Origin of the sequence: Streptomyces recifensis, from assembly GCF_002154615.1 — a bacterium.
In the GTDB taxonomy this organism is placed as follows: domain Bacteria; phylum Actinomycetota; class Actinomycetes; order Streptomycetales; family Streptomycetaceae; genus Streptomyces; species Streptomyces griseoluteus.
In genome coordinates this window covers 1-14,223 of the sequence record NZ_MUNH01000051.1, presented here as the reverse complement: position 1 = coordinate 14,223, position 14,223 = coordinate 1, and the positions used below count along the sequence as shown (strand labels likewise).

Here is a 14,223-nt window from a genome sequence, read left to right as displayed (position 1 = left end):
GGCGTCGACTTCGACCTGCGCCGGGGCGAGGTACACGTACTGCTCGGCGAGAACGGCGCCGGAAAGAGCACCCTGATCAAGACACTCTCCGGGGCCCACACCCCCGACGCCGGACGGATCCTCGCCGGCGGCGAGGAGGTGCGCATCCAGGGCGCGCAGGACGCCGAACGCCTCGGGATCGCCACGATCTACCAGGAGTTCAACCTGGTGCCCGAGCTGACGGTCGCCGAGAACATCTTCCTGGGCCGCCAGCCGCGCCGCCTCGGGATGATCGACCGCAAGAAGATGGAGGCGGACGCGGAGCTGCTCCTCGCACGGGTGGGCGTCGACGTGTCGCCCCACGCCCGGGTGCGTGAACTCGGCATCGCACGCCTGCAGATGGTGGAGATCGCCAAGGCGCTGAGCCTCGACGCACGCGTACTGATCATGGACGAGCCGACCGCCGTGCTCACCTCGGAAGAGGTCGAGAAGTTGTTCTCCATCGTGCGTACCCTGCGCGCGGACGGCGTCGGCATCGTGTTCATCACCCACCACCTGGAGGAGATCGCCGCGCTCGGCGACCGGGTCACCGTGATCCGGGACGGACGCAGCGTCGGCCAGGTCCCGGCCTCCACCCCCGAGGACGAGCTGGTGCGGCTGATGGTGGGCCGTTCCATCGAGCAGCAGTACCCGCGTGAGCGGCCCGCCGCCGCGGGCGAGCCCCTGCTCCGCGTGGAGGGCCTCACCCGCGGCGGCGTCTTCCACGACGTGAGCTTCGAGGTGCGCGCCGGTGAGGTCGTCGGCGTGGCCGGGCTGGTCGGCGCGGGCCGTACCGAGGTCGTCCGCGCCGTGTTCGGCGCCGATCCCTACGACGCGGGAACCGTCAGGGTCTCCGGAACCGAGCTGCGGCGCGGCGACGTGAACGCGGCCCTGACCGCCGGGATCGGGCTGGTACCCGAGGACCGCAAGGGCCAGGGCCTGGTGCTGGACGCCTCCGTGGCGGAGAACCTGGGCCTGGTGACCATGCGTTCCGCGACCCGGGGCGGGCTGGTGGACCGCAAGGCGCAGTACACCGCCGCCGAGCGGATCGCGGCCCAGCTGGGGGTGCGCATGGCGGGCCTCGGCCAGCAGGTGCGCACCCTGTCCGGCGGCAACCAGCAGAAGGTGGTCATCGGCAAGTGGCTGCTGGCCGACACCAAGGTGCTGATCCTCGACGAGCCGACGCGCGGCATCGACGTCGGCGCCAAGGTCGAGATCTACCAGCTGATCAACGAACTGACGGCCCAGGGCGCCGCCGTCCTGATGATCTCCAGCGACCTGCCCGAGGTGCTGGGCATGAGCGACCGGGTGCTGGTGATGGCACAGGGCCGGATCGCGGGCGAACTCGCCGCGGACGAGGCCACCCAGGACACCGTCATGGCACTCGCCGTCAGCACCCCCACCACCGATGCCGTGAACACCACCCCAGAGAAGGAGGGCCCCCGTGGCCACTGACACGCTCAAGAGCACAACGGGGGCGGGCGCCCCGAGCGGCCTGCGCCGTCTGCTCCTCGACAACGGCGCGCTGACCGCGCTGATCGTCCTCGCCGTCGCCCTGTCGGCGCTGTCCGGCGACTTCCTGACGACGGACAACCTGCTCAACATCGGCGTCCAGGCCGCCGTGACGGCGATCCTCGCCTTCGGTGTGACCTTCGTGATCGTCTCGGCGGGCATCGACCTGTCGGTCGGTTCGGTGGCCGCGCTCACCTCGACCGTGCTGGCCTGGAGCGCCACGCAGTCGGGCATGCCGGTCGCGCTCGCCGTCGTCCTCGCCATAGCCACCGGTGTCGGCGCGGGCCTGATCAACGGCTTCCTCATCGCCTACGGCAAGCTGCCGCCGTTCATCGCGACGCTGGCCATGCTGTCGGTGGCGCGCGGTCTGTCCCTGGTGATCTCCGGCGGTGTCCCGATCACCTTCCCGGCGTCGGTCTCGCATCTCGGTGACACCCTCGGCGGCTGGCTGCCGGTGCCCGTCCTGGTCATGGTGGCCATGGGGCTGTTCGCGGCCCTGGTGCTCGGCCGCACCTACATCGGCCGCTCGATGTACGCGATCGGCGGCAACGAGGAGGCCGCGCGGCTGTCGGGCCTCCGGGTCAATCGGCAGAAGCTCGCCATCTACGCCCTGTCCGGCGTGTTCGCCGCCGTCGCGGGCATCGTGCTCGCCGCCCGGCTGGGCTCCGCGCAGCCGCAGGCCGCCGACGGCTACGAGCTGGACGCCATCGCCGCGGTCGTCATCGGCGGCGCCTCCCTCGCGGGCGGCACCGGCAAGGCCTCGGGCACCTTCGTCGGCGCGCTGATCCTCGCGGTGCTCAGGAACGGTCTCAACCTGCTGAACGTGTCGGCCTTCTGGCAGCAGGTCGTGATCGGTGTCGTCATCGCCCTCGCCGTGCTGCTCGACGCGGTGCGCCGCAAGGCCGGGGCCACCCCGGTGGCCGGTGCGGGCGGCCCCAAGGGCAAGCAGGCGGCGACGTACGGGCTCGCCGCCGTGGTCACGGTGGCCGTCGTGGGTGCGACCTCCTTCCTGCACAGCGGCTCGACGTCCTCGGCGCACCCGAAGATGGGTCTGTCGCTGTCCACCCTCAACAACCCCTTCTTCGTGCAGATCCGCTCGGGCGCCGAGGCCGAGGCCAAGAAGCGCGGCGTGGACCTGACCGTCACGGACGCCCAGAACGACGCCTCCCAGCAGGCCAACCAGTTGCAGAACTTCACCAGCTCCAAGCTCGGTGCGATCATCGTCAACCCGGTGGACTCCGACGCGGCGAGCAACTCCGTGAAGGCCGCCGACCGGGCGGGCATCCCGGTCGTCGCCGTCGACCGCGGCGTCAACAAGGCGTCCATCGACGCGCTGATCGCCTCCGACAACGTCGCGGGCGGTGAGCTGGCGGCCCGGTCGATCGGCGAGAAGCTGGGCGGCAAGGGCAAGATCGTCATCCTGCAGGGCCAGGCGGGCACCTCCGCCGCCCGTGAGCGCGCGGCAGGCTTCGCCAAGGGCCTGAAGGCCTATCCGGGCATCCGGGTCGTCGCCCAGCAGCCCGCCGACTTCGACCGCACCAAGGGTCTGGACGTCATGTCCAACCTGCTCCAGTCACACCCGGACGTCCAGGGCGTCATCGCCGCGAACGACGAGATGGCCCTCGGTGCGATCAAGGCGCTCGGCTCCAAGGCGGGCAAGTCGGTGGCGGTCGTCGGCTTCGACGGCACCCCGGACGGCCTGACCGCGGTCAAGGGCGGCACGCTGTACGCGTCGGTCGCGCAGCAGCCGAGCCAGCTGGGCCGGATTGCCGTGGACAACGCCCTGGAGGCGGTGCACGGCAAGAAGGTCCAGCCGATGGTGAAGGTGCCGGTGAAGGTGGTCACGAAGCAGAACGTGGCGGGCTTCAGCGGCTGACGGCGCGCAGGGGCGGGCGGCCGTGTCCGACGGGTGCGGCCGCCCGCCCCGGACTTTTCTCAGGGAGACAACTCATGTACGACTACGACCTCCTGGTCGTGGGTTCGGCCAACGCGGACCTGGTGATCGGTGTCGAGCGGCGGCCCGCCGCCGGCGAGACGGTGCTGGGCGGCGACCTGGCCGTCCACCCGGGCGGAAAGGGCGCCAACCAGGCGGTCGCCGCCGCCCGGCTCGGCGCCCGTACGGCCCTGCTGGCGCGGGTCGGCGACGACGGCCACGGCCGGCTGCTGCTGGACTCGCTGCGCTCGGCCGGTGTGGACACCGCGAGCGTGCCGGCGGGCGGGGCACCGACCGGCGTCGCGCTGATCACCGTCGACCCGTCCGGGGACAACAGCATCGTGGTGTCGCCCGGCGCCAACTCCCGGCTCGACACCGGTGACGTGCGGCAGGCGGAGCGTCTGGTGCGCGGCTCCCGGGTGGTGTCGGCGCAACTGGAGATCCCTCTGGAGACGGTGGCGGAGGTCGTACGGACGCTGGGGGACGGGAACCGGTTCGTGCTCAACCCGTCGCCTCCGCGGCCGCTGCCGGCCGAGGTGCTCGCGGCCTGCGACCCGCTGATCGTCAACGAGCACGAGGCGCGGGTGCTGCTCGGTGACGCCCTCACCGGCGAGGACCCGGAGGATTGGGCGCGGCTGCTGCTGGCCGCGGGGCCACGTTCGGTGGTCGTGACGCTGGGCGCCGAGGGCGCGCTGGTGTGCGACGCGTCCGGGGTGCGGCGGGTGCCGCCGGTGAAGGTGGACGCGGTGGACACCACCGGTGCCGGGGACGCGTTCACCGCGGCGCTGGCCTGGAAGCTGGGATCGGGCGCGGAACTGGCCGAAGCCGCCGCCTACGCGGCCCGGGTCGGCGCGGCGGCGGTGACCAAGCGGGGCGCGCAGGAGTCGTACCCCACGGCGGCCGAGGTCGACGCGCTCGGGACCGGCGGCGGGAGGCCGGACGGCACGAGGGGCGGGGGACGATGAAGAAGGCAGGCATTCTCAACCGGCATCTGGCCGGTGCCGTGGCGGCACTGGGCCACGGGGACGGGGTCCTGGTGTGCGACGCGGGTATGCCGATACCGGACGGACCCCGTGTGGTGGACCTCGCCTTCCGCGCGGGCGTCCCCACCTTCGCCCAGGTCCTGGACGGGCTGCTGGACGAACTCGCGGTGGAGGGAGCCACGGCGGCCGAGGAGGTGCAGGCGGCCAACCCCGAAGCGAGTGCGCTGCTGGACGCCCGGCTGCCCGGACTGGCCCTGGTCCCGCACGAGGAGCTCAAGCGGCTGTCCGCGCGAGCACGGCTGGTCGTACGTACGGGTGAGGCCCGTCCCTACGCCAACGTGCTGCTGCGCTGCGGGGTGTTCTTCTAAGTTTCGAGGGGGCGTCCCCGGTCTTGTCGACCGGAGACGCCCCCTCGGCTTTCCCCCTACGTGCCGGAGCTTCGCAATCCCCCCACGGAATCCCCCCCGAAGCCCTGACGCGTAGTACGACACCGGATGGCGGCGAAGGGTTGCACGCCCGTGAAAAGTTTTTTCGCGGGCCCCTAGTAGCTCAGTCCGTACCCCAGCGGATACAGCTCCTTCGCCGGGTCGTCCGCCCGTGCGACGGGCACCGGGAGCTTGCCGCGCGGCTTCACCCGGCCAGCGATCACCCGTGCGGCGGCACGGAGTTCGACGTCGGTCCAGCAGTAGGCGGCCAGGTGCGCCTTGACCTCGGTGAGCTGGGCGACGTCGTACGGGTTGCGGATCGCCAGCGCGATCACCGGCCGCCCGGTGGCCAGCAGGCGCCGGACCAGGGTGCGTTGGGAGCTGGCCGCGGTCACGTTGTACGTGGCGACGATCACCGCGTCGGCGTCCTGGGCGGCGCTGACCGCCCTGGTGATGGCGTCCGCGGTGGGGGCGGTGCCGGTGGACAGTGCCGTGGCGGTGAAGCCCAGTCCGGTCAGCGCGGCGGCCAGCACTCCGGTGGGCGGGCCGGTGGTGCCGGAGGGGGAGGCCGGGTCGGCGCCGACCACCAGGACCCTCGGCTGCCTGCGCCGGTCCAGCGGGAGCAGCCGGCCCTCGTTGACCAGCAGGGTGGTGGTGCGGTCGGCGATGTGGTCGGCGGCGGCGAGGTGCTGCTTGTTGCCCACGGTCCGGTCGACGCCCGCGCGGGTGACGCGGGTGTTCTGGAAGAGACCGAGCCTCGCCTTCATGCGCAGGATGCGGAGAACCGATTCCTCCACGCGGGCCTCGGTCAGCTCGCCGTTGCGGACGGCCGCCACCACCGCGTTCCAGGCCACGTCCATCGACGGCGGGTTGAGGAGCTGGTCCACCCCGGCCTTGAGCGCGAGCACCGGCACCCGGTCGTCGCCGTACTTGGTGCGGACGCCCTCCATGCCGAGGGAGTCGGTGATGACCACGCCGTCGTAGCCGAGTTCGCCGCGCAGGATGCCGGTGACGATCGGGTGGGAGAGGGTGGCGGGGTCGCCGGAGGGGTCGAGCGCGGGGAACTGGATGTGCGCGGTCATCACCGAGTCGATGCCCGCGGCGACGGCGGCCCGGAACGGCACCGCGTCCAGCGTGTCCCACTGCTCCCGGCTGTGCGTGATGACGGGGAAGCCGGTGTGGCTGTCGACGGCGGTGTCGCCGTGGCCCGGGAAGTGCTTGGCCGTGGCCGCGACCCCGGCCGCCTGGTAACCCTTCACCTCGGCCGCCACCAGGGCGCCGACGAGGGCGGGGTCGGCGCCGAAGGACCGTACGCCGATGACCGGGTTGGCCGGGTTGACGTTGACGTCGGCGTCGGGCGCGTAGTCCTGGTTGACGCCCATCGCGCGCAGCTCGGTGCCGGAGATACGGCCGGTGGTACGCACGTCGGTGCGGGAGCGGCCGGCGGCGAGCGCCATGGCACCGGGGAGCAGGGTGGCGGGCTTGCCGATCCGGCAGACGGCGCCGTGCTCCTGGTCGGTGGCGATGAGCATGGGCAGCCCGCGCGGCCGGGTCAGCGAGGAGCGCTGGATGCCGTTGGAGAGCTCGGCGATCTGGTGCGGGTCGCGGGTGTTGTGCGCCCAGGTGAAGTAGATGATGCCGCCGACCCGGTACCGCTCGATCAGCTCGTCGGCGGTGCGGACGCCGAGTTCCTCGAGGTTGGCGTCGATGTCCGCCTGGTCGGGAGCGGTGGCGGAGTGGCCGTAGATCCGGGAGACGAAGAGCTGGCCGACCTTCTCCTCCAGCGTCATCCGGGCGATGACCGCGCGCAGCGCCGCGTCGTCCGGGGCGGCGGCGTGGGCCCTGCCGGAGGCGGCGGGGACGGCGAGCGCTGCGCCGAGGCCGGCCGCGCTCGCGAACAGGGACCGTCTGGAGGGCCCCGTGGTGTTTCCCGTGCTTCCCGTGCTGGTGTGGTGCACGTGCGCCCCTTCCGAAGGAGAGAACCGCTGAAGGAAACTTTCGGAAGTCACCAATATCCGGGAAGTTTCTTTCCGTCAAGGGAACTCACGGGGCATCACCCACCGCGACCGTGAACGGAGAAGGGGGCGCCGGACGGGATCCGGCGCCCCCTCCCCCGTCTGCCCTACGGGCGCAGCGCGGGCTCGCGCTCCACGTCCCGTACGTCCAGCCGGCCGTCGAACCGGGCCAGCGGCTTCGCCGCCGACGGGTCGGCCTGGACCGCCGGGGACGCCACCCCGGCCCACTTGAGGATGCGGGCGGTGGCGAAGGCCCGCTCGTCGGCGACGAGCCCGGCGACGTTCGCGCCGTGGTTCATGCCGGGCGCGGTGAACACGTAGGAGTCACGGGCGCCCGCGCCGGGGCGGAAGCGCTCCGAGCCCCACGGGTCGTTCTGCCCGTACACGAAGAGCATGTGCCGGGCATCGTGCCGGACCCAGTTGTCCACGTCCCGCATGGCGCCGTGCTGGAAGCGCATCGGGATGGAGCGGGGCACGAAGTTGCGCGGCGGCTGGTAGCCGTAGCGGATCAGCTTCCGCTCGATGTGCGGGAAGTGGATGGTGGGCGCGCCGAGTTGGGTGCCCGCCTGGTAGTAGTACGGCGTGTACTGCTCCAGACCCTGGTCGGTGTAGGCGGAGAAGCCGGAGATGGTGTCCACCGAGTCCCAGATCGCGTCGTCGGTCGCGGTGGCCGCGCCGGACGGGATCGAGTCGCAGTCGGCGAGGCCGCTGTACTGCCAGAAGCCCCACACGTAGTCCAGGACGACGGCCTCGTACGCCTTGTCCAGGGAGCCGATGGTGGTGAAGGTGTAGCCGTTGTCGGCGGCGTACCGGGCGTACCGCTGCTCCAGCGGCTTGCGGCGGACGAGCGCCTCGCGCTGGACGGCGTCGAGCTTGTCGCGGCACTCCTCGGTGCCGACGCGCTCGAAGAAGCGGTCGTAGGCGGAGTCCTCGTCGTTGACCACGTCGTTGGGGGCGACGTAGGCGACCACGCCGTCCATGTCGTGGGGGTAGAAGCGCTCGTAGTAGGTGGCCGTCATGCCGCCCTTGGAGCCGCCGGTGGCCAGCCAGTTGGCGGAGTACAGCGGCTTCAGCGCCTCGAAGACGCGGTGCTGGTCGCTCGCCGCCTGCCAGATGTCCAGCTTGGACCAGTCGGCCGGGGCCGGGCGGGACGGGGTGAAGAAGCGGTACTCCAGCGAGACCTGGTTGCCGTCCACGATCTGGGTGGGTTCGCGGCGGGACGGTGTGGTGGAGACGTTGTAGCCGCTGGTGTAGAAGACGGTCGGGCGGCTCACGTCCTTGTGCAGCACGGTGATCCGCTGCTGGAAGGTGCCCCGGTCCGGGTGCCGGTGGTCGACCGGCTGGGTGAAGTTCAGGACGAAGTAGCGGTAGCCGGTGTACGGCTTCTCCTCCACCAGGCTGATGCCGGGTATCGCCAGCAGCCGGTCCTTGATGTCCGTGGGTGCCGGCGGTGCGGTGGTGGCCGCCCCCGCTGTGCCCGCCGTGCCCAGTGTGCCGATGAGCACCGTGAGCGCCAGCAGCCATCTCAGCGCCTTGCGCATGCGCACTCTCCCCTGTGAGACAGATGTCCGCCGGAAGCTATCCGAGCAACTGCCTTCACACCAGAGGGGATTGGCCGGTTCGCGCGATCAGCACAGAATCCAGCCGGAGGCCACGGTGCCCCGGCCGGCCGCTCCGCGCACCTTGACGCACCGGTGCCCGGCGTGGACGGTCACCGGTCCGGCGTGGTGCTGGTAGCGCCCCCGGTCCGTCACCGGCCGGTTGCCGCGTGCCTGCACGCTGACCAGCAGGATGCCGGAGCCGGACTTCTTGGCGACCGTGGTGGCGCACACGTAGCCGTCGCTCCGGTAGAGGTGGACGGTGCCGGTCCGGAACGGCACCGTGCGCACCTCGCGTCCCGCGCACCGCCCGCTCGTCGCCGCCTCGGCGGCGCCGGGGGCCGCGAGGGCGAACGCCCCGGACAGGGACAGCGCGGCCGCGCCGAGTGCCGCCCACCGCCGTATCGCCCCACCGTCCACCGCTCGTCCTTCCCCGCCCCCGTGGGCACACTTTTGCGATCTACGTACTGATGTACGGACGCTTCGGATGTGCCGGATGGTTGCGCGGCTCCCGGCGACCGTGCCCCTCAGGAGGTGACGCCGACCGGCTCCTCGGGCTCCGACTGCCCGATGAAGGTCCGCCACATGTCGGCGTACCGGCCGTCGCGGGCGAGGAGCTCGGTGTGGTGCCCGTCCTCCACGATCCGGCCGTTCTCCATCACCACGACCCGGTCGGCACGGGCGGCCGTGGTCAGCCGGTGGGCCACCACCAGGGTGGTACGGCGGCCCGCGAGCCGGTCGGTGGCCTGGTTGACCTGCGCCTCGGTGGCCAGGTCCAGCGCGGCGGTCGCCTCGTCCAGCAGCAGCACGTCGGGGTCGACCAGTTCGGCGCGGGCCAGCGCGATGAGCTGGCGCTGCCCGGCCGAGAGATTGCGGCCGCGCTCGGCGACCTCGTGCAGATAGCCGCCGTCGAGGGTGGCGATCATCTCGTGCGCGCCGACCGCCCGCGCGGCCGCCTCCACCTCGGCGTCGGTGGCGTCCGGCCGCCCGTACGCGATGGCGTCCCGGACCGTGCCGGGGAACAGGTACGCCTCCTGCGGCACCACCCCGAGCCGGTGCCGGTACGAGGTGAGGTCGAGCGTGCGCAGATCGGTGCCGTCGGCGGTGACCCGGCCCGAGGTCGGGTCGTAGAACCGCGCGACCAGCTTGACCAGGGTCGACTTGCCCGCGCCGGTCTCGCCCACGAACGCCACGGTCTGCCCGGCCGGGATGGCGAGGTCGATCCCGGTGAGCGCCTCCTCCTCGTCGCCGTACGCGAAGGACACGTCCTCGAAGGCGATGTCGCCGCGCAGCGAGAGCACCTCCAGCGGGGCGTGGGCGGCCCCGGTGGAGGCCGGTTCGCGCAGCAGCTCCTGGATGCGGCCCAGCGACACGGTGGCCTGCTGGTACCCGTCGAAGACCTGGGACAACTGCTGCACGGGGGCGAAGAACAGGTCGATGTAGAGCAGGTAGGCCACCAGCGCGCCCGTGGTCAGCGTGGCCGCCTCCACCCGCCCGGCGCCCGAGATCAGCACGGCGGCGGCCGCGACCGAGGACAGGAGCTGGACGAAGGGGAAGTAGACGGAGATCAGCCATTGGCCCCGGATACGGGCCTGCCGGTAGGACTCGCTGCGCTCGGCGAACCGGCGCCCGCCGTCCCGCTCGCGGCGGAACGCCTGCACGATCCTCAGGCCCGCCACCGACTCCTGGAGGTCGGCGTTGACCACCGACACCCGCTCCCGCGCCAGCTCGTACGCCTTCACACTGGCCCGGCGGAAGAAGAAGGTGGCGAGGATCAGCGGGGGCAGCGTGGCGAACACGACCAGCGCGAGCTGGACGTCCAGCACCAGCAGGGCGCCCATGATGCCGAAGAAGGTGACGACGGAGACGAACGCGGTGACCAGGCCGGTCTGCAGGAAGCTGGACAGCGCGTCCACGTCCGTGGTCATCCGGGTCATGATCCGGCCGGTCAGCTCGCGCTCGTAGTAGTCCAGGCCGAGCCGCTGGAGCTGGGTGAAGATCTTCAGCCGCAGCGCGTACAGCACCCGCTCGCCGGTGCGGCCGGTCATCCGGGTCTCGCCGTACTGCGCGGTCCACTGCACCAGCACGGTGAGCAGACCGAGCAGGGAGGCCGCCCACACCGCGCCGAGCGCGGTACGGGTCACGCCCTCGTCGATGCCGTGCCGGATCAGCACCGGGAGCAGCAGGCCGGAACCCGCGTCGACGGCGACCAGCGCCAGGCTGACCAGCAGGGGACGCCCGAAGCCGTGCAGCAGGCGGCGCAGCCCGTAGGAGTCCTCGGCGCGGACCGCGCGGGCCTCGTCCACGTCCGGCGTGTCGGTGGCCGGGGGCAGCGCCTCCACCTGGGCGAGCAGCTCGGGGGTGGCCGGGGTGCCGGAGAGGGTCTGCTCGCGCGGCGTGCGGTCGCCGGTCCACAGCCTGGGGGTGACCCCGCGCTCGGCGTCGAACTCGGCGTCCAGCTCCTCGCGCACGGAGGTGTCCTCGGTGCGCTCGGCCGGGCGGGCGTGGCCCGGCGAGGGGGCGCCCAGTTCGTCGGGGTCGGTGAGCAGCCTGCGGTAGAGCGGACAGCGCTCCTGGAGTTCCTCGTCGGTGCCGAGGTCGACCAGGCGGCCGCCGTCCAGCACGGCGATGCGGTCGGCGAGGCTGAGGGTGGAGCGGCGGTGTGCGATGAGCAGGGTGGTGCGGCCCGCCATGACGTGGGCCAGCGCCTCGTGGATCTCGTGCTCGACCCGGACGTCCACCGCCGAGGTGGCGTCGTCCAGCACCAGCAGGCGGGGGTCGGTGAGCAGGGCGCGGGCGAGCGCGAGGCGCTGGCGCTGGCCGCCGGAGAGGGTCAGGCCGTGCTCGCCGACCTTGGTGTCGTACCCGGCGGGCAGCTCGCGGACGAACCGGTCCGCCTGGGCGGCGCGCGCGGCGGCCTCGATCTCGTCCTGGGTGGCGTCGGGGCGGCCGTACGCGATGTTCTCGCGGACGGTGGCGGAGAACAGGAAGGAGTCCTCCGGGACCAGGCCGATCGCGGCGCGCAGCGAGTCGAGCGTCAGCTCGCGCACGTCGTGGCCGCCGACCAGGACGGCGCCGTGGGTGACGTCGTAGAAGCGCGGCAGCAGCAGGGAGAGGGTGGACTTGCCGGAGCCGGAGGAGCCGACGACGGCCAGGGTCTCGCCCGGGCGGATCTCCAGGCTGAGCCCGTCGAGGACCGGCCGCCCGGGGTCGTAGCCGAAGGAGACGTCGTCGAACTCGACGGAGGCGGGGGCGTCGGCCGGGAGGGTCTTGGTGCCGTCCTTGAGGGACGGCTCGGTGTCGATCAGCTCCAGGACGCGCTCGGTGCCCGCGCGGGCCTGCTGGCCGACGGTGAGGACCACGGCGAGCATCCGGACCGGGCCGACGAGCTGGGCGAGGTAGGTGGAGAAGGCCACGAAGGTGCCGAGCGTGATGTGCCCGCGCACCGCCAGCCAGCCGCCGAGGGCCAGCATCGCGACCTGGCCGAGCGCGGGGACGGCCTGGAGGGCGGGGGTGTACTTGCTGTTCAGCCGGATGGTGCGCAGCCGTCCCGCGAACAGCCTGCGGCCGACCTCCCGCAGCTTCCCGGTCTCCTGCTCCTCCTGCCCGAACCCCTTCACCACGCGGACGCCGCTCACCGCGCCGTCGACCACGCCCGCGACGGCGGCGGCCTGGGCCTGGGCGTACCAGGTGGCGGGGTGCAGCCGGGTCCGGCTGCGGCGGGCGATCCACCCGAGGGCCGGCGCGACGGCGAGGGCGACCAGGGTCAGCGGGAGCGACAGCCAGGCCATGATGCCGAGCGAGATCAGGAAGAGCAGGACGTTCCCGATGGTCATCGGGAGCATGAACAGCAACCCCTGGATGAGCTGGAGGTCGCTGGTGGCCCGGCCGACGACCTGCCCCGTGGACAGCTCGTCCTGACGGCGGCCGTCGAGCCGGGTGATCGTGTCGTACATCCCGGTGCGGAGGTCGTGCTGGACGTCCAGGGCGAGCCGGCCGCCGTAGTAGCGGCGGACGTAGGTGAGGGCGTAGATCAGCAGGGCGGCGGCGATCAGGGCGCCGGCCCAGGGGGCCATGTCACGGGTGTGGTCGCCGATCACGTCGTCGATGATCACCTTGGTGATCAGCGGGACGACGGCCATGACGGCCATCCCGCCCAGGGAGGCGCCCAGCGCCAGGACGACGTCCTTCGGATGGCGCCAGGCGTATCCCGCCAGTCGTCGCGCCCATCCTCGTTGCGGTCCCACGCGGGTGTCCTCCATCGCTCTGCCTGATCTTCCGTGAGGCACAAACACGGGGGTGCATGGGGGTATTCCGGACGGAGGTGTGCCGCCCGGCGGGCGGGGCGTCCGGGTTCGTGCCGGAATGCGTCGCGTCGTACGGCCTCTGCGCCGGAGGCGGTCATGGACAAGGGCAGCATCGACGTGCCGGACGCGGCCGACCTGGACGCGGCGGCCCGGCGGTACCGCGCGTCCCAGGGGTGGTCGCTCCCGGACGGCGGCCACCCGGTCCGGCCGGTGGACCTGCACGGCGCGGAGGACCTGCGGCGGGCGATCCACGCGGTGGGGCGGGGGCGGCGCGATCCGCACGACGCGATCCGTCGGCAGGTGGAGGAGCGGGCGCGGGCACTGGGGTGACGGAGGCCGAACAGGCATGCTTTCGCGGGGTGTCGGCGTTCGCGGTGCCGGTGGCGGCGAGGGCTGCGAGCGCGGTGCGCATGCCGGTCACCGCAGGACGTGCACGGTGACCGGCGGGAGAGCGCGCGGTGAAGGATCAGCCCTGCGGCGGGGTCGCGACGAACGCCTCGCGGGGGGTGCTGGTGGGGACGTACAGGGACGTCTTGGCGGTGGTGGGGACCAGGTCCTTGTGGATGGCCCTGGCGACGGTCTGGATGGTGGCGACGCCGTAGTCCATCGTGCTGTTGTCCTGGGTCAGCACGGTGATCGTGTAGTCGTGTCCGCCGCCGTTGAAGGTGCCGAGGCTGTGGACGCGCCAGCCGTGGGTGGAGCGCTGCAGCCAGCCGTTCTTGACGTGCACGGCGACGGTGGAGGGGGCGCCCGCGGGGGTGCCCCAGCGCTGGGACGAGATGACCTTGCCCATCAACTTCAGGATGTAGGCACGGGAGTTGTCGCTCAGCACGGAGTTCTTGGCGGTGACGAGCTTGAGCAGCTTCTGCTCGTCGGTGACGTTGATCTGGGTCAGACCCCAGTAGCCGTTCGCACCCGGCGTCGTCTTCGTCATCCCGGCGGCCGTGAGGAAGCTCTTGACCTTCGTCGCGCCGAGCTGCTTCCACAGCTTGCTGGTCGCGGTGTTGTCCGACTTCGTGATCATCGTCGTGGCCAGCGAGGTCTCGGTACTGGTCAGATACCGGTTGTGCTTCTTCGCGTCCCACAACAGGGTCGCCAGCACGGTGACCTTGACGGTGCTGGCGGAGTCGTACGAGCTGGTCGCCCGCAGGGTGCACGTCGTCTTCGTGCCCGCCTCGTACACCCCGAGCGCCACGCTGCCCTTGCGGTTGGCGAGCGCGGCGGTGATGTCCTTGCTCAGCTTCGCCGCGAGCCCGGCCTTGGCGGAGGTACAGGTCACCGCGCCGGCGGCGGATGCGGGGGCGGCCCCGACGACGGGCACGAGCAGCGCTCCGCCCAGCACAGCAGCGAGCGCACCTTTACGGGCGCGGGGTGATATCCGATGCGTCATGCACGGATTGACTATTGGGGAGGGGGGAGGGTTGCACTGGTG

Annotated in this window: 10 protein-coding genes; 5 read left to right on the top strand and 5 right to left on the bottom strand. The window is 72.1% G+C overall.

What is annotated here, in order from left to right:
* The 4 genes from CCN33_RS03395 to rbsD all read left to right on the top strand — a co-directional run.
* The coding region (locus CCN33_RS03395; RefSeq protein WP_086690930.1) for a sugar ABC transporter ATP-binding protein at positions 1–1,473 on the top strand (1,473 nt) is incomplete at its 5' end.
* Positions 1,463–3,406, top strand: a complete 1,944-nt coding sequence (locus CCN33_RS03390; RefSeq protein ID WP_086690928.1) for an ABC transporter permease/substrate-binding protein — start codon at positions 1,463–1,465, stop codon at positions 3,404–3,406. The genes CCN33_RS03395 and CCN33_RS03390, both read left to right, overlap by 11 nt.
* A gap of 74 nt (positions 3,407–3,480) precedes the next feature.
* The gene (locus CCN33_RS03385; RefSeq protein ID WP_086690926.1) at positions 3,481–4,428 is read left to right on the top strand and encodes a ribokinase; all 948 of its coding nucleotides are present in this window, start codon (positions 3,481–3,483) and stop codon (positions 4,426–4,428) included.
* Entirely contained in the window at positions 4,425–4,814 is a 390-nt protein-coding gene (gene rbsD, locus CCN33_RS03380; RefSeq protein WP_086690924.1) for a D-ribose pyranase, read from the top strand. Before CCN33_RS03385 ends, rbsD begins: the two co-directional genes overlap by 4 nt.
* A gap of 173 nt (positions 4,815–4,987) precedes the next feature.
* Here the strand turns inward: rbsD and CCN33_RS03375 are convergent, their stop codons facing one another.
* From CCN33_RS03375 to CCN33_RS03360, 4 genes are all read right to left on the bottom strand, one after another.
* Positions 4,988–6,829 (bottom strand): glycoside hydrolase family 3 protein, encoded by a 1,842-nt coding sequence (locus tag CCN33_RS03375; RefSeq protein ID WP_086690921.1) that lies wholly within the window; start codon positions 6,827–6,829, stop codon positions 4,988–4,990.
* 164 nt (positions 6,830–6,993) lie between these two features.
* The gene (locus tag CCN33_RS03370) at positions 6,994–8,427 is read right to left on the bottom strand and encodes a S28 family serine protease (RefSeq protein WP_086690919.1); all 1,434 of its coding nucleotides are present in this window, start codon (positions 8,425–8,427) and stop codon (positions 6,994–6,996) included.
* Positions 8,428–8,514: 87 nt separating this feature from the next.
* Positions 8,515–8,904 carry a hypothetical protein gene (locus CCN33_RS03365; protein ID WP_086690917.1) on the bottom strand — a complete coding sequence of 130 codons (390 nt, stop codon included), beginning with the start codon at positions 8,902–8,904 and terminating at the stop codon, positions 8,515–8,517.
* Between the two features lie 107 nt (positions 8,905–9,011).
* Complete coding sequence (locus CCN33_RS03360) at positions 9,012–12,731, bottom strand: ABC transporter ATP-binding protein (RefSeq protein WP_086690932.1); 3,720 nt, start codon at positions 12,729–12,731, stop codon at positions 9,012–9,014.
* A gap of 156 nt (positions 12,732–12,887) precedes the next feature.
* Here CCN33_RS03360 and CCN33_RS03355 point away from each other — a divergent pair, with 156 nt between their 5' ends.
* Positions 12,888–13,121: a hypothetical protein gene (locus CCN33_RS03355; RefSeq protein ID WP_086690915.1), complete on the top strand. Its 234-nt coding sequence runs from the start codon at positions 12,888–12,890 to the stop codon at positions 13,119–13,121.
* A gap of 136 nt (positions 13,122–13,257) precedes the next feature.
* Here CCN33_RS03355 and CCN33_RS03350 read toward each other — a convergent pair whose 3' ends face one another.
* Positions 13,258–14,181 carry a serine hydrolase gene (locus CCN33_RS03350; RefSeq protein WP_086690913.1) on the bottom strand — a complete coding sequence of 308 codons (924 nt, stop codon included), beginning with the start codon at positions 14,179–14,181 and terminating at the stop codon, positions 13,258–13,260.
* Positions 14,182–14,223 lie beyond the last annotated feature (42 nt).

What these genes read in the sequence shown, in the direction of transcription:
- CCN33_RS03385 (WP_086690926.1), top strand. Translation starts at nt 3,481, where the DNA reads ATGTACGACTACGACCTCCTGGTCGTGGGTTCGGCCAACGCGGACCTG.
- rbsD (WP_086690924.1), top strand. Translation starts at nt 4,425, where the DNA reads ATGAAGAAGGCAGGCATTCTCAACCGGCATCTGGCCGGTGCCGTGGCG.
- CCN33_RS03370 (WP_086690919.1), bottom strand. Translation starts at nt 8,427, where the DNA reads ATGCGCAAGGCGCTGAGATGGCTGCTGGCGCTCACGGTGCTCATCGGC.
- CCN33_RS03355 (WP_086690915.1), top strand. Translation starts at nt 12,888, where the DNA reads ATGGACAAGGGCAGCATCGACGTGCCGGACGCGGCCGACCTGGACGCG.
- CCN33_RS03350 (WP_086690913.1), bottom strand. Translation starts at nt 14,181, where the DNA reads ATGACGCATCGGATATCACCCCGCGCCCGTAAAGGTGCGCTCGCTGCT.